The organism is Chitinophaga sp. YIM B06452, from assembly GCF_039655965.1.
Taxonomy (GTDB): domain Bacteria; phylum Bacteroidota; class Bacteroidia; order Chitinophagales; family Chitinophagaceae; genus Chitinophaga.
On record NZ_JAWLKY010000005.1, the window covers coordinates 1 to 24,458 of the forward strand.

General features: G+C 51.6%; 18 protein-coding genes. 11 read left to right on the plus strand and 7 right to left on the minus strand.

Annotation, left to right across the window (positions count from 1 at the left end):
* From R3I13_RS21685 to R3I13_RS21700, 4 genes are all read right to left on the minus strand, one after another.
* A partial coding sequence (locus R3I13_RS21685) for a DUF6443 domain-containing protein (protein ID WP_346320332.1) occupies window positions 1–477 on the minus strand: 477 nt, incomplete at its 3' end.
* 208 nt (window positions 478–685) lie between these two features.
* On the minus strand, window positions 686–2,116 hold the full coding sequence (locus R3I13_RS21690; RefSeq protein WP_346320071.1) for a hypothetical protein: 1,431 nt from the start codon (window positions 2,114–2,116) through the stop codon (window positions 686–688).
* Window positions 2,074–4,404 (minus strand): hypothetical protein, encoded by a 2,331-nt coding sequence (locus tag R3I13_RS21695; protein ID WP_346320072.1) that lies wholly within the window; start codon window positions 4,402–4,404, stop codon window positions 2,074–2,076. The genes R3I13_RS21690 and R3I13_RS21695 overlap by 43 nt, the downstream gene beginning before the upstream one ends.
* Before the next feature lie 491 nt (window positions 4,405–4,895).
* Window positions 4,896–6,692 carry a long-chain fatty acid--CoA ligase gene (locus R3I13_RS21700; RefSeq protein WP_346320073.1) on the minus strand — a complete coding sequence of 599 codons (1,797 nt, stop codon included), beginning with the start codon at window positions 6,690–6,692 and terminating at the stop codon, window positions 4,896–4,898.
* Between the two features lie 202 nt (window positions 6,693–6,894).
* On the opposite strand from R3I13_RS21700, the gene ggpS reads away from it, so the two are divergent.
* Window positions 6,895–9,168: a glucosylglycerol-phosphate synthase gene (gene ggpS / locus R3I13_RS21705; protein ID WP_346320074.1), complete on the plus strand. Its 2,274-nt coding sequence runs from the start codon at window positions 6,895–6,897 to the stop codon at window positions 9,166–9,168.
* A gap of 50 nt (window positions 9,169–9,218) precedes the next feature.
* Here the strand turns inward: ggpS and R3I13_RS21710 are convergent, their stop codons facing one another.
* From R3I13_RS21710 to R3I13_RS21720, 3 genes are all read right to left on the minus strand, one after another.
* Window positions 9,219–9,683, minus strand: coding sequence for a DUF5362 family protein (locus R3I13_RS21710; RefSeq protein WP_346320075.1), 465 nt, complete (start codon window positions 9,681–9,683; stop codon window positions 9,219–9,221).
* An 18-nt stretch (window positions 9,684–9,701) separates the two neighbouring features.
* Complete coding sequence (locus R3I13_RS21715) at window positions 9,702–10,334, minus strand: hypothetical protein (RefSeq protein ID WP_346320076.1); 633 nt, start codon at window positions 10,332–10,334, stop codon at window positions 9,702–9,704.
* Between the two features lie 168 nt (window positions 10,335–10,502).
* On the minus strand, window positions 10,503–12,236 hold the full coding sequence (locus R3I13_RS21720; RefSeq protein WP_346320077.1) for a cellulase family glycosylhydrolase: 1,734 nt from the start codon (window positions 12,234–12,236) through the stop codon (window positions 10,503–10,505).
* A gap of 220 nt (window positions 12,237–12,456) precedes the next feature.
* Here R3I13_RS21720 and R3I13_RS21725 point away from each other — a divergent pair, with 220 nt between their 5' ends.
* The 10 genes from R3I13_RS21725 (at window position 12,457) to R3I13_RS21770 (ending at window position 24,395) form a co-directional block, all read left to right on the plus strand.
* Window positions 12,457–13,701 (plus strand): HlyD family efflux transporter periplasmic adaptor subunit, encoded by a 1,245-nt coding sequence (locus tag R3I13_RS21725; RefSeq protein ID WP_346320078.1) that lies wholly within the window; start codon window positions 12,457–12,459, stop codon window positions 13,699–13,701.
* Window positions 13,698–15,245 carry a TolC family protein gene (locus tag R3I13_RS21730; protein WP_346320079.1) on the plus strand — a complete coding sequence of 516 codons (1,548 nt, stop codon included), beginning with the start codon at window positions 13,698–13,700 and terminating at the stop codon, window positions 15,243–15,245. The genes R3I13_RS21725 and R3I13_RS21730 overlap by 4 nt, the downstream gene beginning before the upstream one ends.
* Window positions 15,223–15,888, plus strand: a complete 666-nt coding sequence (locus R3I13_RS21735; RefSeq protein WP_346320080.1) for an ABC transporter ATP-binding protein — start codon at window positions 15,223–15,225, stop codon at window positions 15,886–15,888. Before R3I13_RS21730 ends, R3I13_RS21735 begins: the two co-directional genes overlap by 23 nt.
* Window positions 15,889–15,904: 16 nt before the next feature.
* Window positions 15,905–17,143, plus strand: a complete 1,239-nt coding sequence (locus R3I13_RS21740) for an FtsX-like permease family protein (protein ID WP_346320081.1) — start codon at window positions 15,905–15,907, stop codon at window positions 17,141–17,143.
* Window positions 17,144–17,152: 9 nt separating this feature from the next.
* Window positions 17,153–18,325, plus strand: coding sequence for an ABC transporter permease (locus tag R3I13_RS21745; RefSeq protein ID WP_346320082.1), 1,173 nt, complete (start codon window positions 17,153–17,155; stop codon window positions 18,323–18,325).
* Window positions 18,326–18,343: 18 nt separating this feature from the next.
* The gene (locus R3I13_RS21750; RefSeq protein ID WP_346320083.1) at window positions 18,344–19,717 is read left to right on the plus strand and encodes a sigma-54 dependent transcriptional regulator; all 1,374 of its coding nucleotides are present in this window, start codon (window positions 18,344–18,346) and stop codon (window positions 19,715–19,717) included.
* Window positions 19,698–20,939: an ATP-binding protein gene (locus tag R3I13_RS21755; protein ID WP_346320084.1), complete on the plus strand. Its 1,242-nt coding sequence runs from the start codon at window positions 19,698–19,700 to the stop codon at window positions 20,937–20,939. Before R3I13_RS21750 ends, R3I13_RS21755 begins: the two co-directional genes overlap by 20 nt.
* Before the next feature lie 107 nt (window positions 20,940–21,046).
* Window positions 21,047–22,444, plus strand: coding sequence for an ATP-binding protein (locus R3I13_RS21760; protein WP_346320085.1), 1,398 nt, complete (start codon window positions 21,047–21,049; stop codon window positions 22,442–22,444).
* Window positions 22,445–22,462: 18 nt separating this feature from the next.
* Window positions 22,463–24,124: an FAD-dependent oxidoreductase gene (locus R3I13_RS21765; protein ID WP_346320086.1), complete on the plus strand. Its 1,662-nt coding sequence runs from the start codon at window positions 22,463–22,465 to the stop codon at window positions 24,122–24,124.
* Between the two features lies 1 nt (window position 24,125).
* Window positions 24,126–24,395, plus strand: a complete 270-nt coding sequence (locus R3I13_RS21770; protein ID WP_346320087.1) for a UBP-type zinc finger domain-containing protein — start codon at window positions 24,126–24,128, stop codon at window positions 24,393–24,395.
* Window positions 24,396–24,458 lie beyond the last annotated feature (63 nt).

Genomic DNA, 24,458 nt, shown 5'->3' on the forward strand with positions numbered 1-24,458 from the left:
GATCACCTGGCCTTCTTTGTCTTTGTATTCCACCACGGCGTTGCCGGCTTCATCGGTGGTCACGTTTTTATAGAGTTCGCCGGCGTTGTAGCGGGTGATGCTGGCCGGCACACTGCCGTCGGCGGCTGCGATCGTCCAGATGCGCACCGAATCGCTCACCGCGTTGACCAGGTATTGCTGGCTCACGCCCACATTGGATCCGGCCCAGCTGTTGCCGGGGGCCATCGTTTGCAGCACACGGTTAAGGGGAGAAGCTTCAAAGACGGTCTGGTTATAAAATACCTGTTCACCGGGGTAGATCGGTGTGCCGGAGGTAGGCGCGTAGAAATTCTTCTGATCGTTGAAAGGGTTAGTCTTAAAAGCACCATCACCGGCCGTGGATACATAGGGCAGGTATTGATACTGCTCGCGGCCAAAGGCATCGTAGATCACCGGGGCCACTACATCTTTTTTTGCCGGGGAGCCGCCTTTGGTCACCGTTTGCAAANAGCCGGTTGTGTTTGCGTGTTGGGTTTCTGAGCAAATGTTTGACCTGCCAAGAGTAACAAACAAATTACAACGGGTATTGTTTTCGGGAATCTTTCAAAGGTTATAATCATACTTCATAAGTATTGGCTGTTATTATCGGATATCTTCAAATGCTCGTAGAAAGCCTACTTCAAAGGCAAATTCCAGAAATCCCAAGCTAAAACATCGCCTGAAGCTTGTATTCGTGCTGCCTTAGTATCTTTCCTTCGTCATCTTTTACAGTCCGAAGCCTTCCCAGTTCGTCATAATCATAAAACTTCAGCCGATGTGCTCCGGTACATTCAGAGCTCATACCAAGTAATGTTTTGAATGCAAACGTCCGCATTACAGCACCTTGCGGATGTAATCGCAATTCGTCAATACTTCCGCTGCCTGTAACCTGGATAGTAGTTTGCCCTGTCACCAAATGCTCATGCAACGTCCAAGTAATTCCATTCCTTACAATGCTGCGAAGCAGTTTAGGGTAACCAGTCTGAGTACCCGGAACATTGTACGCGCCGTTTCTACTCCAATAGGTTACAATGTATTTTGTATTTGCGGAAAGTCCCGCTTTAGAAAATGAAAACCCTGTCCCTGAAAAACACTTTTCACCGGTAATTCCACCAGTTATTCCTACAAATGATGAAGCCCCCCAATTTCCGTTTTCTATAGTTTCAAAACTTGTGTATGCAATGTCTTGCTGTTGAGCTCCTGTTACCTCGGCTATAAGTAATGTACCTGCATAGCCCCAGATAAGAGAAACAGGAATATCATCCGTCTTCCTTAACTGTACCGGGTTCCCTTTTTCATACTTTGTAAACTCCAACCTCTCTTCAGGCAATGCAGATAATTGAGAGACTTTAACCTTCCATGGCGTCACGTAGTCGCCACTCTGCCAAAAATAATCAGTCACTTTGGTCTGCATCAATACATTATTTGTTAATCCCTTTTCCTCGATAACCGGCAATATGTTGTTCAGCTCCAGCATCCTGCATATGGCCTGTTCACTTTCCGACAAGTTAATCTTAATATTAGCGATACAACTAACACGGTTAAACCGGCAAGTGGCATTGTTATTTGCTGTAGCTAGTTCCAAAGTTTTCATTTGTGATTGATCGTTCAAAAACTGCGTCTTGGCATAACTTATCTTCTCAGGATAAAGCGGCATATATGCAGCATCCCGCAGGCGAACATAGTAGTAAAATGTGTCCAACCATTGCTTTTGCTGAGCAAAATAAGTACCACGGGCATTTAACAAGCCTGCATCAAGCTGCGTATCACAATTAGTACAAGCCGTAAAAAAATTATAATCTTGCGGCCTTTTAAAATAATTTACTAGACTATCGCCTTTGCTATTTTTACTGCGAATACCGGTAACCTGGATATGTAACAGATTGTCATAGTCAAACTTCTGGCTTTCTGTTACTGCACTACCGGTTTCCGGATGATAGACCGTTGAGTGGAGCTCAGAACGGACAATACGGGGAGAACGATACGTTAATGTATCAAGCTTGAAGCGAGTGTTCCAAAACGCTTCACAATAGATGCAGTTATTTTCCGGAAAGTTTAAAGCGGGTGCTCCGTCATAATCTCCGCCGAGCCATAACATCTCAGAAACATATGAACGAACTTCATTGTTTTTTCCAGTAAGTCCATCATCAAGGTTTTATAAATCATAGAGTCACGTTGGATCAACTGCATACCTGATTCGGTATTCCGGTAGATCTTCTTTGTCAGCAGTTGATTGCGTATATGGTCATAATCCAGCTTATAGAAAGGCATCCACCTTGGTACATAATCGGTTGCCAAATTAAAGCGGTATGAAATTTTCCCAAGCGTGTCACCACTTTCAGGATCTTTGTCATATTCCTCAACGATCTCGTTCGCCAAAGACGTTCCATATATAGACCCTAATGGAACCGAAAGATTCTCATGCCAGGTTTTATAAAATGGTCTCGGAGCATCATGTACCCCTGCACCACGGCGTAATCTATCATGAGAAAAAGTAGAGTTGGCAAAGCCATTAAAATCCCCGTTAAAATAATCGGAATTCCAATAACTTCTGGGATAAGCATATTCTTTCAATGAGCGCTTGCCGGTACCGTCAGCGTGAATAATCTGCTTTATTCGCATTCCGCCCCCCAATACTGTTTCTACGACGGGAACTGTTGTATGTGAAAGATATTGATCACCTTTGACAACTGCATCAAGATTATATTGCGGAAGTTGCCCGGTTCCTACATTGCCGGGATCGGGTAATACCAGTTGATATGTATGCCCTACTATCAGATCAAAAAAACGCTTTTCAATACTTGTTTGCTGATTATAAGCCGGCAACCATATTTCAGCAACAAGCGTTTGCCCGCTTGTTACATCCAACAATCTTACACGAACCGTATTTGGAACACACCATGGCTGTTGAGGAGAACCGGGGGTACAGGTACGATTGATATTCAATGTAAGTTCCGCATTACTTTGAACACCCCCACCGCGATTTTTTGTAGTCAGTGGCTGAGTAACTGTAAATGTAACCGAAGGCTGAGCGTTTCCGTATGTTGGAATCCAGGTATATACCCTGTGGCTTATAGTGTTCCAAATAGTATCATTGCGATAGGTCTGGTAAGTCGTTTTGTTCGGTTCAAAAATAAACTCAGAACTCCCGCCGGTGGGGTATGTTATTTTCTTTATCTGTCCATATTGCATATACTCTTCATTTGGCATCCTGCGCTCAATGACAGATACCGGAGCCGGCATTCCGTTTATTCCGTCTACCCAAAGCAGATCTGGGTTATTATCTTTACCATTGTAGAATCCCCAAAGGTCCCGGCCATTTGAATTATAAGGAGGCCGAACATATTGTCCTGAGGCATTGCCAACATAGTCGATCTTAAAGGCAGGTAGCGGAATTCCATTTGTACCTACCTGCCTTAGACTATCAAGCTTCTCCGCATCGCGAAAAAACTGCCATCGGAAAACTTGTTCTTCTAAAGCTGAATTTATTGCTACAACTTTTATTTCCTGAAGCCGCCTGTTCGCATCATAAGTGAATCTCACTTCGCCATTCTTAAATCGAATGGTTTGCAGCAATCGGACGTTTGTAGTATAATCATACTTGTTACTGGCCGGAGACTTGGAAAACTGCAGGCTTAGAGGATTAGTGTCATCATGGACCGTTCCCGTAAGTGTAACGGGGTTACTTTCTGTCACATCATTTCCCGGTGTTGTATATATAAATCTGATAGTATCGTTTTTATCAGGAGAGACCATGCCCGCAAGGAACCATGCCGCACGATGTTCAGCACTCCATGAAGCAAATCCCTCATATCGGTAAAAGCCTTCTACACAACTATTCCCTTCATAATCCTTACCAAACATATATTCCGTACCGTCTGAATCGGTAATACGGAAATATCCGTCATAGATAGAATTCGTATCAATTTTGATGGGGTCATAGGGAATAGTCATAAAGCCCGGATGCATGTCAACATACTTTTTGTTCTTGTGCATAAACTTTCCGGTTTTACCGGGTAAACTATACATAAATATATCCGGCTGCAAGTCCGTCTGATACATACCGGTCACATATTGACTGAAAATTGCCTGGCAGCGGAGTTTTTCGTTAAACCCAGGATCGTCGTTATCCAATACCTGTTTCAGAAAACCATACTGAGAATTTTCGTCAGGTATTCCCTGAACGACTCTATTGATAACCCCACCAGCATTAAGGGCCCACCCCAGTCCAACAGGGCTTGCCTTATCTGTAACACGGATGCCACCACCATGAAAACTAATGCTGATTGGCAACTTTTGATTACCTGTCACCACTTCGTAGATAGGTATTTGAATATTAGGAATACCACTTTGTAAAGTCACCGGAATTTCCCCGTATCTTCCCAAAGATGCAGCTGTTGGAGAGGGTGAAGCGTAACCGGGTAAACGAAACTGATTTTCCGGGGCAGGTAACTGTGCGTAGAGCTTCTCTATGCAAATGGCGAACGAAAGCAGAAGAAAAAACCTTTCATGAATAGTTTATTCGTTGAATATTGCCGCAATAAGACGTTTTGAACAGATAAATCATATAATCCGAAAGCACGTAACGGTACGCTGGTAAAGTTGGTTTCCAGTTGCCGGTTGTATAGTCAAGGACTTAAACCAGGCAACAGACAAGTTAACAAAATACTTAGCTGTATAATTACCGGGTTAGCACTACCAACAATAAACAATACACCATAGGTAAGGTCACTTGTATTCCGCAGTCAGATAACTTATTAAGTGGTGGGTAACGTAATCAGTTACCTGTCTTAAAGAATAGGGATACCATTTCACTAGATATTTCGCTGCAAAGTATAAATTTATTTCTAATAATGAAATTTTCTTATAAATAAGATCTACCCCTCATAAATCTCATCCACCACCCCCTTATACTTCTCCAATATCGCCTTCCTCCTCAAACTCAATTTCGGCGTCATCTCCCCTGTTTCCACGCCCCATTCATGCGGCATCAGCCTGAATTTCTTCACCTGCTCCACATGATTGAAACCTGCATTATACCGCTCGGCGATCTTCTCGTACATCGCGATCACTTCAGGGCGTTTGCATGCGTCTTCGTTGGACACAAAAGGAATATTATTCTGTGCCATCCAATTCTTTAGTATGTTAAATGAAGGCACTACCAGCGCACTGACGAATTTACGTTCGTTGCCCACTACCATGATCTGCTCGATGAAGGGGCTTTCTTTCATTTTATTTTCGATGGGCTGCGGGGCAACGTATTTGCCGCCGCTGGTTTTGAACAGTTCTTTCTTGCGGTCGGTGATCTTGAGGAATTTCCCATCCACCAGCGTGCCGATATCACCGGTGTGCAGCCAGCCGTCGATGATGGCTTCCGCGGTGAGGTCGGGACGTTTGTAGTAGCCTTTCATCATGCTGGGACCTTTCACGCAGATCTCGCCGTCTTCGGTGAACATCAGCTCCACGCCTTCGATGAGCGGACCGGTGGTGCCGAACTTTGTATTGCCGGGCGGGTAACGGCGGTTAACACTGATCACGGGACTGTTCTCAGTTGGACCGTAGCCTTCATACACCGGTATTTTTGCGGCGTTGAAAATGCGCAGTAGGTTTTCCTGGCAGGCCGCGCCGCCGGTCACGATGAAAGCGACCTTTCCACCCAGCGCTTCGCGCCATTTGGAAAAGATCAGTTTATTGGCAATGGCCAGCTGGATGTTATACCAGAGACCGCCGCTGATGTTGTTGTCATACTTTTTGCCCAACGCCACTGCCCAGAAGAACAGGCCGCGTTTGATGCCTGTCAGCTCGTTGCCCTTGCTCATGATCTTCTCATACACTTTTTCCAGCAGGCGGGGCACGGTGGTGAAACCATCGGGTTTTATCTCGCGCAGGTTATCCGCGATCTTGTCCAGGCTCTCTGCGTAATAAATGCTGATGCCGCTGAAAAGATAGATGTAAGTAACCATCTTCTCGAAAATATGATTGAGTGGCAGGAAGCTGAGCACCTTGCAGGACGGGTCGTCCGGGAAGGGGAAGCTTGCTTTGGAGAAAAATACGTTACTCGCGATATTCTTATGCGACAGCATCACGCCTTTTGGCGTGCCGGTGGTGCCGGAAGTGTAGATCAGCGTAGCCAGGTGCTCTTCGCTGATCGTAGGGCGGATGGCCTCCACTTTGTTCAGCAGGTCGTCCGTCGATGCATCGAGGATCTTGTTCCAGTGCGCCGCGCCGGGCACTTCGTCGAATGTATAAATGTTCTGCAGGCTGGGCACCTCTCCCATCAGCGCCCTGATCTTGTCGTACATTTCTGTATTGCTCACGAAAATGTACTTTGCCCCCGAATCGTTCAGGATGAATTTGATCTCCAGCGGGTTGGTGGTGGGATATAAAGGCACCAGGATAGCGCCCGTCTGCTGCACCGCGAGGTCCGCGATCACCCATTCCGGCCGGTTATTGCTGATAATGGCGATCTTGTCCGCATTTTCAGGTGTAAGGTCGTTGCCGCTTACACCAAGACTGAGCAGCCCCGCGGAAAGGCGGTTAACGGTCTCCTGCACCTGTGCGGTGCTCCATGGTTTCCACTCGCCGTTCACCTTGGAAACGAGCATGTCTGTTTTCGGGAATTTCTGCTGCTGGATAGCTACCGCGTCAAATAATCGTTTTGGCTGTATCATCATAGCCAAGTTAGTAAAAATATTCAGCAGTACAAGTGCCTAATAGTCACCTTTTTCGCCAAGTTGTCACCCTTTCTCTCCCTATTTATCCGTACCTTTGTGGTCCCAATCAACAACCGATACTTCTTGTATCTACCTCAGAAAACCATGGCATTAGCCAAAGCCAGCAGCTTTAATGCCTTATTCTTTCACCAAATAAACAAGCATGATCTTAGCAACAGACCTGGACGGTACATTTTTAGGCGGAAGCGCGCAACACAGGGAACATTTATATAAAATCATACGGGAAAACGACGATTTCCGGCTCATATTCGTAACAGGGCGCGGCGTTGAAAGCGTGCTCCCTTTGCTCAGCGACCCCGTGATCCCCAGGCCTGATTATATCATCTGCGACGTGGGCGCCACGGTGCTCGACGGGCATACACTCCGTCCCGTCCAACCCATCCAGAACAATATCGAGCTGAAATGGCCCGGCAAACGCGCCGTGATGGACGCGTTGAAAAATGTCAAAGGCATCCGCCAGCAGGCCGTGCCCCAGCAGCGCCGTTGTTCTTTTTATTTTGATGACGAACGGATCAAGAACCAGGTTTCCCGGCTGGAAGCAGAACTGGGCTGCGATATCATCCTTTCCGCAGGTAAATACCTCGATGTACTGCCTTCTTCCGTGAACAAAGGAAGCACGTTGCAGCACCTGGTGAACCTCCTGCAGGTGCCGCAAAACGAAGTGCTCGTGGCGGGCGATACGCTGAACGATCTTTCCCTGTATGGGCGCGGTTTTCACGGCGTGGTAGTAGGCGAAGCGGAAGAAGCGCTCACCGAAGCAGCCAGCCTGCTGGATGATGTTTATATTTCAGAAACAACAGGCGCGGGCGGCATCCTGGAAGCATTGGCGCATTTCAAGCCTTTCAGGCCTTTTTATAAAGAAATGCCCGATGTAGTTACTTCGGAAAAAGAATCTTCACAACTCGTGATGCTTTATCACCGCTTTCCATTCGAAACAGTGGAAGAGAACGGGAAGAAAGTACGCCGCGCGCCCAAAAGCCCGAATGGCATATTGCCTACGCTTACGAACTTCTTCAAGACCGGCAGGCCCGGCCTCTGGATCGCCTGGCAGGAAGCGCAGGAGGAACAGGAAACGGCGCCTAATTTTCATATCGACAAAACGGTCTATCCCCATTTGCAGGCCAGTCCTGTGATGCTGCAAAAGGAAGACATTGATATCTTTTATAAACTTTTTTCGAAGGAAGCCTTCTGGCCCGCCATTTTTTCGTTCATCGAAAAGGTGCAGTTCAACCATACCCATTGGGAACATTATCTGAAAGTGAACCGCATTTTCGCGGAGAAGGCCGCGGCGGAAGCCGAGCCCAATGCAATGGTGTGGATACACGACTACAACCTCTGGATGGTGCCCGGTTACCTGCGCCGGATGCGGCCTGACCTCAAGATCGGTTTCTTCCACCACACGGCTTTCCCCGCTGCCAATACTTTCAACATCATCCCCTGGCGGAGCGAGATCATCCACAGCCTGCTACAGTGCGACTATGTGAGCTTTCACATCCCGCGTTACGTGGAAAATTTCGTGGACGTCGTGAAAAGCCTGATGCCGGTGAAGATCACCGAAGAAGTGAATACCGCCCCGCGCTTCCTCACTTACAGCTGCGCCATGGGCGCCGGCGTGATGACGCGCGAGATAGACACCGGCCGCCGCAAAGTGCGCCTGGGCGCCAATCCCGTTGGCGTACATGTGGATTATATCCGCGAACTGACGGAAAAACCCGCCACGCAGGCCATGATCGCACAGCTCAGGAAGCCCACCCACGGTAAAAAGACCATCCTCAGCATAGAACGGCTGGATTATGTGAAAGGCCCGCTGGAAAAGCTCAAAGCCTTCCACCAGTTCCTGGAAGAACATCCCAATCTTCACGGAAAGGTAGAGCTGATCAACATTTGCACGCCTCCTGCCAGCGGCATGAAAATATACGAACAGGTGCAGCAGGAAATGGAGCAGCTGATCGGCAAGATCAACGGGCAGTATTCCACTATGGACTGGGTGCCCATTCATTTCTTCTTCCGTTCTTTCTCCTTCGAAGAAGTGCTGGCCTATTATGCGATAGCAGACGTGGCCTGGATCACGCCGCTCCGCGACGGGCTGAACCTCGTGGCGAAGGAATACGTTGCAGTGCAGGGCCAGGACCCTGATTCAGCGGGCGTATTAGTGCTTTCTGAATTTGCCGGCGCCAGCGTGGAACTGCCCAATGCCGTGCTCACCAACCCATACGATAATGTATCCATGATCAATTCCTTACTGGAAGCTATTTCCATGAACCGCGCCGAAAGGCAGATCAGGATGAAGCGGCTGTACCAGATCATCAGCCATTACAACATCGAGTTCTGGGCAGATGAGTTCATGCACGAACTGAGCGGGTTCAGCGAGGAAGCGGCGCTTCCCGAAAATGAAGAAATTCTGATAGCAGAATAATAAAAGGCCTTGCAGATCGCAAGGCCTTTTCTTTATTCCAGGAAACCTGTTTATGCGTTCATATAAAATATCCCGATCACGATCGACCCGAGTATCATCAGCGCCCCGAATGCAAGGCCAATGATCATGATCACGCCCATGAATTTAAACAGCGATTTGAGGTTGAGGAATGCCGCGCCCAGCACTGCCTGGTCTCCTGCCTGGAGCGCCTGCTTCGTCCTGTTCGAAAACCGTAGCAGGAAAAGGCAGGGAAAAATATACAGGATGCCCGTCAGCAAATAAATGATCAGCACAAAACTGCGGCTGGCCGTAGCGCTGGTGCCATACATATCTCCCATCTGCGCCATGTAAGGGTTTTGCGCGGGCATTAAGCCGAATATCAACGCGAAGAGGAAAAAAAAGCCGCAGCCTATAAACCCGACAATCGCCAGGAACTTTGCCCAGCGCGCGGTTTCAGAGAGATAACCGGATATCTCGGCATCCACGTTCAGGTCGAACAGATTGATCTTTTCCATGTATTCAGGTTTTAGGATTTAATATGCGGCAGGCGTCATCACCCTGATGTCTGCTTCAAAATACCCGCGCATTTCCTGGAATACATCCAGCAGCGCACGGTGATCTACCGCCAGTTCGGGCCTTTCAAGCTCTTTGAACTTTTCCCCGCGTTGAAGGCGCGGCCAGAAAATGTATTGGTAATAATGCGCAACAAACGCCTCAATCACAGGGTGCTCGCGGAATGCCTGCAGGTGGTCGGTCGTTTTAAGGGAATTGGCATAATCGCCGAAGAGGTCGATGAAATTGGATAAGGCGTCCATCACTTTCAGGCTGAGCTTTTTCCGGCGCAGGGCGTTGGCAATGTAGTCCATGTCGTACATGTTGCTCACGGAAGGCTCCAGGCCATTCACCTGGTCCAGCCAGCGGACGATCTTATCGGTATGTTGAAGGGAAGTAAGCCTGGCCTCTGCCTCCGCGGGCAGATGCGCAAGGTCCGTTGTCGCAAAAATGCCGGTTTTCCTGAACATCAGCAGCTTGTCTCCCGTGGAGTTGTCCGTATACCAAACGAGGTAATACGTTTGCGTGAATGCAGACGACCTGTAGGCTATGATCCATGTATCACAAGCCACGCAGCTGGTCTCGAACCGCTTTATGACAGATTGTTCGGGCATTTGTGTTGCTAAATAGGCAATTTTCACATCTAATATATATTAAATTTTTATTACTTCATAATTTATGTTGAACAAATGCATTATGGTGGGAAATAACAATGCCGGGCTGGAAACCCGGCCCGGCACTGCATATGGATATAACTGTTTAATACTGAATGGCCACGCGGTTCATTCGAACCGGATCTCCCGCAGCCTGTAACCGCCTGCTTCCGCGCGTACCCTGAAAGGCAGCGGACCTTTCTTTAAAGGCACACCGGGTATTTCCAGCACCTGCCAACCGCTTTCGTTGCCCAGCGCTTTCGCAGGCGCAAGTGTCGCGCCATTGCCCAGCAATTGAATGCTTGCGCCCACGGTATCAGCCGCCACCAATAATTTTACGGTATAAGTGCCCGTTTTCCGCACATCTATCGTGTATTGCAGCCATTCGCCTTTCGCAATATTGATCACGGCATACCCGGTATCATCCCGGCGGATGTCTACCCCATCGTTACGGAAAGCGCCGCCACGGTTGCCGCCGGTGTGGTTCGGATTGGATACGCGGTAGTTGGCAGTATCGGTATCGTAATAAGCGAAACCGTTTGCACCGTAATCATATTCCACTGCCGGGATCACTGTGCCGCTCTTCAGTTCAACCTTTGCATAGGGAATGGCTGCAGGATTGGCCGGCTGGCGCAGCATGGCATCCAGTACGTCTTGATGAAGCACGTTGTGATGAAAATTAGTCGCCATAGCAAGGTCCATCAGGCCACGGTATGCAGAATCCGCATGGGGCCTGGGCTTTGAAGGGTCCTGCCAGTACGCGAGCATCTGCTGGTAGTTGGCATTGCTTTTCACTTCCAGCGGGTTGTTGATACCGATCTTCTTCAGCGGCCACCAGGCCCAGCCGATATTGTTCTTCTCCAGCAGGCGGATGGCTTCGGTAAACCAGACGTTGGAGTTTTCGCCGGTTTCGCCGATCCACACGGGCACGTTATTTTCCTGCCGGTAACGGAGGATGTGAGCGATGGATTGATCATCGTTATAGTTCCAGTATTTGTGGAAACTCATCACCATATTCTTATCCCACAGCGGCAACACGCCGCTATAATTATTACCCCAGCCGTTGCCTTCAATGATCACGATATGTTTTTGATCCACTTCGCGGATAGCGGCGGTGATCTCCATCATCAGCTTGCGGAGGCGGGCATTGTCCTTTTCTTTCGTGCCGTTCTTGTCGCCCGCGGGATCGGTGAAACCGAAGTTGGGCTCATTGATGATATCGTAAGCGCCGATCCAGGGCTCGTTCCTGTAACGCTCTGCCAGCTTGCGCCAGAGGGCTACTGTTTTGCGCTGGTGCGCTTCATCTTCCCAGAGGGAAGGCTTGGAGCCGTCGCGGTCGGATATGTTGAGATCGTTGCCCTGCCCGCCGGGGGCGGCGTGCAGGTCGAGGATAAGATAGAGGCCATTGTCCCGGCACCAGGCCAGCAGGCTGTCCGTCATCCTGAAACCTTTTTCGATCCAGGTATCTTTTCCCGGTATCGGTTCTTGATCTGCCGGCAGCGTATAAAGATTGAAGTGCATGGGCAGGCGCACGGAGTTGAAGCCCCATTTTTTCATGGCTTCAATATCCGCCCTGGTGGTATGATTCGCCAGCCAGGCATCATAAAATGCCTCCGTTCTTTCCCGGCCAACAAGCGCGGCTATACGTTCTTTGATGCGGTACTGCTGCCCTTCGCGCGGCACGCGCAGCATATAGCCTTCCTGCAGCATCCAGCCGCCCAGGCCGATGCCGCGGAGTAAAACGTTTTCACCTTTTTCATTGACGATCTGCTGCCCCGAAGTCTTGAGGAAGCCCTGCGCGAAGAGGCTGGCGGGTATAAGGAATAGCAATGCCGAAAGCATCGTTCTTAATACAGTGTACATGGAATTTTAAATTTGATGTAATGACTGTCCCAAAATAATATATTCCCGGCAACGTTTGCAGGAATTCAGTTTACCAGCCGTCATAAAATTCCGGAACCGGAAAGTTTGTCCGTTATCGGACAGTTTTCGCAAGCGGATTTTTCATAACCAAATGATTTTAAACTATTTAATCCTGGCATTCTCATTGAAATAACAGGGCGGATAAATTTCAAACCGCCATATGGATAAAGAACTTCCTGCCGCCTGGGTTGCACAACGGAAAAGAAAACGCCTCCTCATACTGCTGGCCTGCGCCGGCGCGATTGCCGCGGGCGTGTTTCTGATCCGCAGCCTGCTGCATCCTTCTATCAGCCGCTCCGCCATTACTATCGCCACCGTGGAAACCGGCAGCATCGAAAACACGCTGAATGCGGCGGGAGAGATACTGCCGGAATTCGAAGCAGTGATCACCAGCCCGGTAAATGCCTCCATCCAGGAAGTGCTGGCCGACGCCGGCAGCAGCATCAAAGCCGGGCAGAGCCTGCTGAAGCTGGACAAATCCGGCATTGAAAGCGAATACGAAAAAGGGAAATTCCAGCTGGAATCCAAACAGAACGAGCTGCGAAAGCTCAAGCTGGCGCTGGATAAAAGCTACTTCGACCTTCAAAGCAACAACGAGATCAAGCAGCTGCGCATCAATGCGCTGCAGGCAGACCTGGAAAACAGCAAACGTTTGTTCAAAGCCGGCGGCGGCACGCGCGAGGATGTGGAGCAGGCTGAAATGAACCTCAAAGTAGCCCGCCTCGAAAAAGTGCAGCTGGAAAACGAGATACACAACAAGCAGCAATCCATGAAAGTGGAAATGCGCGAATCCGAAATATCCGCCGCCATACAGGCGCAGGAACTGAAAGAATTAAAACGGAAACTGGACCAGGCCAGCGTCACTGCCAGCCGCAGCGGCGTTGTGACCTGGATCAATAAGAACATCGGGACCATGGTGCGCGAAGGCGAAGCGCTGGCGCGCATTGCAGACCTGGGGAGCTTTAAAGCAACGGGCACTATAGCAGACAGCTACCTTAACCAACTCTCCGCCGGCATGCCGGTGGTGATACGCATACAGGATAAAGACGTGCGCGGCCGCATACAGACCGTATACCCGGCCGTGCAGAACAATGCCGTTACGTTCGACATACAGCTGGAAGAGCCGCATCACCCGCAGCTGCGGCCCAACCTGAAGGTGGACGTATTCCTCGTCACCGCCACCGGCAACAACGTGATGCGGATTACCAACGGGCCTGCGTTCAAAGGCGCTTCAGGCCAGCAGGTGTTCGTGGTGCAGGGTAATAAGGCAGTCCGCCGCACGGTGCATACGGGCATGAGCAATTTCGATTACGTGGAGCTCAAAGACAATGTGCGCCCCGGCGACGTGATCATCACCTCCGACATGAGCCAATTTAAGAACGCCCGCGAAATCACGTTGAAATGAAAAGGATGCTGATCATACTGCTCTGGGTAAAAGCATACGCAATGACGCTGCCTGCAAAGGCCATTGCTCAGACGAATACTTTGGAACACGATACTATACAGCCGGCAAAGGGCTCCGCACCGCAGAACGAAATGGAAGACACCATATCGCTTACCCTCCGGCAGGTCGTGAATATGGCGCGCAGCGGCTCCATCGCTTCCAAACAGGCTATCACCGTCAGGAAAACGAAGTACTGGGAATGGCGTACCTACCGCTCCAATTACCAGCCGCAGCTGGCGCTTACCGGCACATTGCCCGGGTTCATGAAAACCACCACCCCGGTTACCCAACCCAACGGCAGCGTGAAGTTTGAACCCATCCACAACAACAACTCCACGCTCAACCTGGCCTTCAGCCAAAGCATTACCGCCACCGGCGGCAAGATATACGGCGCCACGGAGCTGCAGCGCTTCGACGATTTCGACCGCAACACCACGCTTTACAACGCGATCCCCTATACGATCGGTTACAGCCAGCCGCTGTTCCAGTTCAACCAGCTGAAATGGGACAAACGCATAGCGCCCCTCCTCTACCAGGAAAGCCGCCAGCAGTATATTGCAGACATGGAGCTGATAGCCGTAAAGGCCAGCGGTTATTTCTTTGACCTGCTGCTGGCCCAGGTAAACCACCAGATAGCCGAGTCTAACCTGCAAAATACCCGGCAGATACAACGGATCGCAGACGAAAAATTTGCGCTGGGAAAAATTTCCCGCAATGAAATATTACAATTGCAACTGGAAGCGCTGAAAGCGGAAAAGTCCGTCGGCGCCTCCAAACGCAGCATGGAGATCGCCAGCCTCAACCTGCGGGCCTATACCGGCCTGCAACAAGCAAAAAAGATCGCGCTGGAGCTGCCGCCGTCGATGATCAACATGAACGTGCAGGCAGAACAGGTGCTGGCAGAAGCTTTCGCCAACAACGCGGAATCTATCGGCTACTTAAGGAGGATACAGGAAGCCAGGCGCGACGTAGCCAAAGCCCGCGGCGAAACCGGGCTGAACGCCACGCTCAACGCCAATCTCGGCTATACGAACACCTCGCCTTCCGTGTCCAAAGTATACCGCAACCCGCAGAACCAGCAGCTGGTGGAAATAGCGTTTTCCATCCCGATACTGGACTGGGGCCGGTCGCGCTCCCGCACCAAAACAGCGGAAGCCAACCTGGAATTTTCGCAGTATGAAGTGGAGCAGGATAAACAAAATTTCACGCAGGCCGTTACAACACAGGTAACCCTGTTCGACATGATGAAGGGGCAGGTAGCTCTAAGCGCAGTGGCAGACAGCATTGCCACGGAAAAGTACGAGATCGCGCGGAGCCGCTACGTGCTGGGCAACCTCAGCATTACGGACCTCAGCATTGCCTTCGCGGAAAAAGACCAGGCCAAACGCGATTTTATACTGGCGCTGCGCGACTTCTGGGGCGCTTATTACGAACTTCGGTATTTATCCCTATACGATTTTGAACAAAATAAAAAGATCACGTATGATACATTTACAGAACATTGAAAAAGTTTACCGGACAGACACCGTGGAAACGCAGGCCCTTAACAGCATCAATCTCAACGTGGCCAAAGGAGAATTCCTTTCCATCATGGGCCCTTCCGGTTGTGGTAAAAGTACTTTGCTGAACATCATGGGCCTGCTGGACGAGCCTACCCGCGGCAATATCAGCATTGGCGGCAACACTGCCGGCCACCTCAACGACAAGCAGCTGGCCAGGTTCCGCAACCGCGCCATCGGCTTCATTTTTCAGAGCTATCACCTCATCAACGACCTGCGCGTGCTCGACAACGTGGAGCTGCCGCTGCTCTACCGTAAAAGTTCTGCCAAGGAAAGAAAGCAGCTGGCGCTGGAAGCGTTGGAAAAGGTAGGACTGAGCAACCGCACGAAACACTTCCCCACCCAGCTTTCCGGCGGGCAGAAGCAGCGCGTGGCCATTGCCCGGGCCATCGTCGGCAAACCGGATATTATCCTGGCAGACGAACCGACCGGCAACCTGGACAGCGCCATGGGCAATGATGTGATGGACATCCTCGTGCGGCTGAACAAAGATGAAGGCACCACCATCGTAATGGTGACCCACGACGAAAACATGGCCCGCAAAACGCACCGCCTCGTGCGTTTGTTCGACGGATCGCAGGTGCAATAACCTTTAAACCTTACCCATGCTCAAGAACTATTTTAAAATAGCGATAGCCGTGCTGAAAAGGAGAAAGTTCTTCACCTTCATCAGCCTCTTCGGCATCAGTTTTTCCCTCACTATCATCATGGTGCTCACCGCGTTTTCGGACCACGTGGTAGACGCCTCCTACCCCGACGCCCACCGCGACCGCAACCTGTACGTGAGCATGATGCGGCTTACCGGCGAAAAACACGGCTTCAGGCAGAACGGTCCGCCCAGCTTCTATTTCCTGGACCACTACGTCAAAAAAATGAAGGCGCCGGAAAAAGTGGCCATCTGCTCATTCCACAAGCCAAGTAATACTTATATCAATAACAAAAAGCTGGTCATCGACCAGAAGTTCACCGACGATGCATTCTGGGAAGTGCTGGATTTCCGTTTCCTCGAAGGAAAGCCCTACACAGCGCAACAGATCAGCAACGCGGAAAAAGTGACCGTCATTTCTGAAAATCTCCGCAAAAAATACTTCGGCGATGTACCCTCCGTTGTTGGCCGGTATCTTGAAACGGACAACGTGAGGTACCGTGTGGCAGGCGTGGTTAAAAGCGTGCCCATTACCCAGTTCCTTACCTATGGCGACATGTATGTACCGCATACGCTGGCTAAAAAAGACCCGCTGGACAAAGGCCTGAACGGCGAATATTTCGGGATCCTGCAGGGAAGCAGCGCATCGTCTGTCCCCGCCATGGCCGCGGAATACGACGATATCATCCGCCGCCTGCCGGTAGATACCTCCCGCTTCGACAAAATATCCAGCCGGGCGGACCATTACGTGGCAGGCTACACCCGCCTGTTCATGGGCGACCAGGACAATTCCGGCGTTAACACGCTGCTGTTGTACACTGGCCTGGTGCTGCTTTTTTTCCTCCTCCTGCCCACGCTTAACCTCGTGAACATCAACATCAGCAGGATCATGGAACGCTCCTCTGAAATAGCCGTGCGCAAAGCCTTTGGCGCTTCCTCCGGTACGCTGGCTGTGCAGTTCATCGTCGAAAACCTGATCCTTACCGTGATCGGCGGGCTTATCGGCATCATTTTATCAGTCATCATTCTTACTGCCTGGAACAATGCCGGCCTGATAGAAGACGTGCACCTGTACCTGAATGTCAAGGTACTGGCCATCAGCCTGGCGGTATGCCTGTTGTTCGGCCTGATGTCTGGCGTATACCCGGCCTGGCGCATGAGCCGGCTGCATGTGGTGACCGCATTAAAAACTTATTAAACAGATTGTATGCTCAAGCATTTATTTACACTGATCTGGAACAAGAAAAAACAGCATGCCCTGCTGATCCTGGAAATGATCGTTTCCTTCATGGTGCTGTTTGCCGTGTTCACGCTGATCGTTTATTATTATACAAATTACCGAAGGCCCATGGGCTTCCGGTACGATAATGTGCTGGCCGTTTCTTTCAACAGCCAGCCGGGAGGCAGACCTAACAGGGATTCCCTTTATACGGTGTTACAGACGCTGCGGCGCAGTGTTATATCTATGCCCGAAGTAAAGGGAATGTCTTCCGTAAGCAGCAACAGCCCGTTTTCCATGAATACCAGCGGCAACAGCATTTATCACGGCGATGTGCACGTGATGACAAATTTTTACACGGTAGACGATCATTACCCTGAAGTACTGGAAGCCAAAATGCTGGAAGGCCGCTGGTTCAATGCCAACGACGCGCTGGGCAAGGAACCGCCGCTGGTGATCAACGACGTGCTCAAAGAAAAATTCTTTCCAAACGAAAGCGCCGTCGGCAAAACACTGAAACTGGGAGACGAATCGCACCGCATTACGGGTGTGGTGCAAACACTGAAAGACAAAGGGGATTATGCCCCGCTAAAGCCCGGTACCTACAAACGGGTGGGCGACAGCTCCTGGATGGAGCGCGTGCTGATCTCTTACGAACCCGGCGCGGACGCGGGTTTTGAAAGCAGGCTGTTCAAAACTTTCAGCGGCGTGCTGAAAACGTCTACCATCGAGATAGAGCGGCTGAAGGAGAAACGCGTTGACATGAACAATACCACCCTCGTTCCTATGATCCTGCTGCTGGTGGTAGGCGGGTTCCTGATCGTAAACGTGGCGCTGGGCGTGTTCGGCGTGTTGTGGTACAACGTGAGCAGGCGCAGGGCCGAGATCGGGCTGCGGCGCGCGATAGGCGCTACCGGCAACGGTATTTCTGGGCAGATCGTCAGTGAAACGCTGGTGCTGTCTACGTTTGCGCTCATCATCGGGGTATTCTTCGCGGCGCAATTCCCTTTGCTCAACCTGTTCGACATGCCTTCGGGCGTCTACATCACCGCTATCCTGCTTTCCGTGCTGTTCATTTACCTGCTGGTGGTGATCTGCGCATTTTACCCCGGCAGGCAGGCGGCACAGATATACCCGGCCGTCGCTTTACATGAAGATTAATATTACATTTACGAACGTATGATCCTGATCATTGACGACGATATAGCCGTAAGAACCTCGCTGCTGCTGCTTTTGCGGCAGGAAGGCTACGAAGCTGCCGCGGTGGGCGATCCCGCCGAAGCGATGGCCGCCATGCAACGCCACCGGCCCGGCCTCGTGCTGCTGGACCTGAATTTTTCCCTCGGCACCACCGGCCAGGAAGGCATGGAGATGCTGCAACAGATCAAACAGTTCGACAATACCATTCCCGTGATACTCATCACCGGCTGGGGCAGCATTGAGTTGGCCGTGCAGGGCATGAAACTGGGGGCTAGCGACTTTATCACCAAACCCTGGAGCAATGGCAACATCCTGCAATCCGTAAAGACCCTGCTGGACCTCAACGGGAAAAAAGCCTCACAGCAAAGCCGCCGCCAGCTCGATGCGCAGTTCGACTTTTCACATATCATCGGCGAAGATCCCGCCATCCTGCGCATTCTCGAAACCATCGGGCGCGTGGCCGGTACAGACGCCTCCGTGCTCATCATGGGTGAAAGCGGCACTGGCAAGGAGCTTATTGCCGAAGCCATTCACCAGAACAGCCAGCGGCGCAACAAACCCTTCGTGAAAGTGAACCTGGGCGGCATTTCCACCACCCTCTTCGAAAGCGAAATGTTCGGCCACATCCGCGGCGCCTTTACCGATGCGCGGTACGACCGGACGGGGCGGTTCGAGATGGCCAACAAAGGCACCATTTTCCTGGACGAGATCGGCGACCTGGACGCCGGCAGCCAGGTGAAACTACTGCGCGTACTGCAGGACAAGACCTACGAAGTACTGGGCAGCAGCCGCACCAAAACCGTGGACGTGCGCGTGGTATGCGCCACCAACAAGAACCTGCACCAGATGGTGGCCGAAGGCACTTTCCGGGAAGACCTGCTGTACCGCATCAACCTCATCACCATCAACCTGCCGCCCCTGCGTGAAAGGCCGAAAGATATACCCCTGCTGGTGAACAGCTTCATCCGGAACCTGCGGGAAATTTACAACCGGCCACAACTCAGCGTTACAAAGGAAGCCATGAAATGGCTGCAGCAGCTGCCCCTGCCCGGCAATATACGCCAGCTTAAAAATCTTACCGAACGCACGATACTCGTGAACCATACCGACGAGCTGGACATCCCCCATTTCCGTTCCCAGCTTGAATTGTCGCCCGTTAAAAAAGGGCAGTTGCAGCTGCCCGGCGTGGGCAGCGTAACGCTGGAAGAGCTGGAAGTGGAAATGATCCGCAGGGCCATGAACTTTCACCAGAACAAGATCGCCAAAGCAGCCGCCTCACTGGGGCTCACGCGCAGCGCGCTGTACCGCAGGCTGGAAAAATATAACATCCCGTATGATGAAGCTGAGGACTAAATACCTGTTGTTCGTTTCCATCCTGCACGGCGTGGCGCTCGTGCTCACCTATTATATTTTCCGGGAAAACCGCTGGCTGTTCCTCGTTTCGGAAGTATTTATCGCGCTTTCGCTCGTGGTGGCCTGGCGGCTGTACCGCCAGCTGATCGCCCCGCTGAAAATGCTCATGCAGGGCGTAGAAGCCATCCGCGACAAGGATTTCAACGTAAAGTTCCTCGCCACCGGCAAATATGAAATGGATCAGCTCATCAGCGTTTACAACCAGATGATCGACCAGCTGCGCCAGGAGCGGACCTTGCAGGAGCAGCAACATTTTTTCCTTGAAAAGCTGATCCAAACCTCCCCTACCGGCATCATCATCCTCGATTACGACGGCAAGCTGCAGCAGATCAACCCGCGCGCACAACAGCTGCTGCAATCGCTGCCTTCACTGCTGGAAGAAGTGCAGGCGCTGGGATCCGGCGAATCGCGCAGTATTTCGCTGAACGGGGTGAACACTTATAAACTGCAAAAGTCCCATTTCATTGACCGGGGCTTTCCCCGGCACTTCGTGATGGTGGAAGAACTGACGGCGGAAATATTGGCCGCGGAGAAAAAAGTTTACGGCAAAGTGATCCGCATGATGGCGCATGAAGTGAACAACACCATCGGCCCGGTGAATTCCATTATCGCTTCCACCCTCCAGGCCCAGCCGTTGGACGCGCAGCACCGGTCTGCCCTGGAAGTGGCCGCCGAGCGCAACCAGCACCTCAACCGTTTTATGCGCAACTTCGCGGATCTCGTGAAGCTGCCGCCGCCCGACCGCAAACGCGCCGACCTTTCCGCTATCGTTAAACGGGTGGCGACACTGATGGAAGTGCAGGCCACGGGGCGGGATATCCGCTTCAGCTTCCAACTGCCTGCGCAGGCCGTATGGGTGCAGGCAGACAGTCAGCAGCTGGAGCAGGCGCTCATCAACATCATCAGGAACAGCATGGAGGCCATCGGGCGCGGGGGCGACATTACATTCGGCATCCATGGCGCCGAGCTGGTCATAACAGACACCGGCAGCGGCATACAGGATCCTGCCAGCCTCTTCTCCCCTTTTTACAGCACGAAGCCAGACGGCCAGGGCATCGGCCTCACGCTGGTAAGGGAAATACTCCTCCATCACGGCTGGGATTTTTCCCTGGAAACACATGGAGAAAAAGACACACGGTTCACGATCCGCTTTGGATCGTGAATGGCATTCCATCCATTTTCCTGTATTTTGTTGTACGTTTCACCACATTCATAGTGACTTCCCGCAATACGCTGATTTATATTTATCTTTAGCGCAAAGGCAGGCACATGCAACCCGTTACTACACAGACCTTACAGGAATTCAATATATTAAAGGACGTTCCGGAAAACCAGCTGCAATGGCTCATAGAGCATTGCGAACGCGAAAAACGGGATGAAGGCGAATTCATTTACAAACCGGATATCCCGCTGCGCGGTATCCATTTTATCATCCAGGGCACTATCGAATTTTACCGGTTACAGAACGGCAACAAACAGGTGATCGCCGAGATCGGCAGCCGGCAGGTAACCGGGCTACTTCCTTTTTCAAGGGCTAACCTTTCGCTCGGGTTCACCATGTGCAAAACAGATGTGGACATGCTCGTGCTGCCCAAGCCCCTCATCAAAACCATGGTGGAACTGCATTACGAGCTTACACAGGTGCTGGTGATGGCCATGATCACCCGCGTGCGCGAGCTTACCGCCGCGGCGCAGCAGAATGAAAAAATGATGGCGCTCGGCAAACTGGCCGCGGGACTTGCACATGAGCTGAATAACCCCGCAGCGGCCATCGTGCGCGGTTCCAGCACGCTCAAACAACACCTGCAGCTCTTCCCCGAAACCTTCAAAAAACTCATTTCCGTGACCATGACGGAAGAGCAGGTGAACCTTGTGAGCAGCAAAATGATGGAAGCCATTCACCGCGAAAAACAGCACATCGGCCTCATGGACCGCAGCGCGCGGGAAGACGAGATCAGTGACTGGCTCTATGATCACGACGTCAAAGATCCCTGCGACATCCCCGAGAACTTCACCGAATTCGGGATCGGCATCAAAGACCTGGATGAATTTGCCGCGCAGATACCCGCGGAATACCTCCAGATCGTGCTCATCTGGATCAACAACAACCTCACCACCGAAAGAATGGTGGCGGACATACAGGAAGCCTCCCAGCGCATCTCCGAGCTCGTTAAGAGCGTCAAGATCTTTACCCACATGGACGGCGGGGCGGATAAACAGTATATAGACATCCATACCGGCATACGCAACACCCTCGTCATGATGCAGCACAAGCTCCGCAAAGGGAACATCACCGTCGTGGAAGAATTTGACGAAACATTGCCCAAAGTGCATGCCCTGGCGGGAGAGCTGAACCAGGTATGGACCAACCTCATCGACAATTCCATTGATGCAATGGAACCCAGCGGCAAGGGCACCATCACGATCCGTACGGAGAGGGACAAAGAATTCGTGAAAGCGACCGTAACCGACGACGGGCCGGGCATTCCGCCCGAGCACCTCACCCGGGTGTTCGACCCGTTCTTCACCACCAAAGAGATCGGCAAAGGCACCGGCCTCGGGCTGGATGTGGTGATGATGATCATCAAACAACATCACGGCACCGTGAAAGTCGCGTCTGAACCGGGCCGTACAGAATTTACCATCTGTTTCCCCATCAATGGGTAAACGACATCAACAACGATCATGAGCTTACCAATTATATTTTTAATCGACGACGACCAACAGGTACTGCGGGCCATGAGCCGCGACCTCCGCTCCAAGTACCGCGAACAGTACCGCATCCTTTCCACCGCCTCCGTACAGGAAGCGCTGGCCAGCCTTCCCGAATTGCAGAATAAAGGCGAAGAGGTCGCCCTTTTCCTCTCCGACCAGCGTATGCCTGAAATGGAAGGCGTGGATTTCCTGGAAAAGGCCATGCATATTTTTCCTGACGCCAAACGCGTGCTGCTCACTGCTTATTCAGACACAGACGCTGCTATCAAAGCCATCAACGAAGTAAAGCTGGATTATTACCTCATGAAACCCTGGGATCCGCCGGAGGAAAAGCTCTACCCTGTGATCGATGAAATACTCGACGACTGGCAGGCGGGTTATCACCCCGATTTCAAAGGTATTAAGGTGCTGGGATACCAGTTTTCGCCCAAGAGCCATGAGATCAAGGATTTCCTGGCGGGCAACCTGGTGCCTTACCTCTGGATGGATGTGGAGACACATGAGCAGGGCAAGCTGCTGGCGCATTCCAACGACCTGAAGCCCACCGATCTGCCCGTCATCATTTTCGAGGACGGCACATTGGTGAAAACGCCCGTGCTCAAAGACATTGCATCACGCATCGGCCTGAACCCGACCGTGAAGCAGGCTGTATACGATGTGACCATCATCGGCGCAGGGCCCGCGGGGCTTGCGGCGTCTGTGTATGGCGCTTCCGAAGGGCTGAACACATTACTCATCGAAAGGCGCGCGCCGGGCGGGCAGGCGGGTACCAGCTCCAGGATCGAGAATTACCTGGGTTTCCCGACAGGCCTCAGCGGGGCGGACCTCACACGCAGGGCCATCACACAGGCCACGCGTTTCGGGACCGAATTCCTTTCCCCGCTGTCCGTTAGTGAAATAAGGCTAAAGGACAATTATAAGATGATACTGCTGGACGATGGCACGGAGATATTCACCAAATCCATCGTGATAACCACCGGCGTAGACTACCGCAAGCTGGAAACGCCCGGCATCGGCGAATTTACCGGCGCGGGCGTGTATTACGGCGCAGCCAGTACCGAAGCGGCTTCCTGCCGCGATAAAGAAGTATATGTGCTCGGCGGCGGCAACTCCGCAGGCCAGGCGGCGATGTACCTCTCCAAATTCGCCAGGAATGTATACATCGTGGTGCGCAAGCCCAATCTCAGCTCATCCATGAGCTCCTACCTGATAGACCAGCTCAGCCATACGCCCAACATTCACCTGGTGCCCTGCGCGGAGATCACCGGCGGCTTCGGCGACCAACGGCTGGCCGGGCTGAAGATCATGGACCTGAATTCCAATACGGAAAACGAAGTGCCGGCAGATGCGCTGTACATTTTCATCGGCGCAAAACCATATACAGACTGGGTGGGCCTGGAGATCATCAAAAATGATAAAGGGTTTATCGAAACCGGCCGTGACCTGAAGAACTACCCCGGTTTCAAAAAGATATGGAAACCCGAACGCGACCCGTACATCCTTGAAACCAGCTGCCCCGGCATATTTGCCGCGGGCGACGTAAGGGCCGGCGCGATGAACCGTGTAGCCGCCGCCGTGGGCGAAGGTTCCATGGCCATCAGTTTTGTTCACAAATACCTAAACGAGATCTGACATGGGAGACTTACCCTGCAAACACATTACAGCGCTCGAAACGCTGCTGCAGCCCAAAGCATATGTATGCGAGGAATGCGTAAAACAAGGTACCGACTGGCTGCACCTGCGCACCTGCCAGACCTGCGGCGGCACCTACTGCTGCGATAATTCCCCCATGAAACATATGACCGCGCACTATCACGCCACCGCCCACCCCGTGATCATTTCAGCCGAACCGGGCGAACGCTGGCTGTGGTGCTACCCTGATGAGGCATTCGTTGAATATTGAGAAACAGGAGATTGGAATATTTTCCAGGGGAAGGTTTGTATATATAATTTTTAATTATTATAT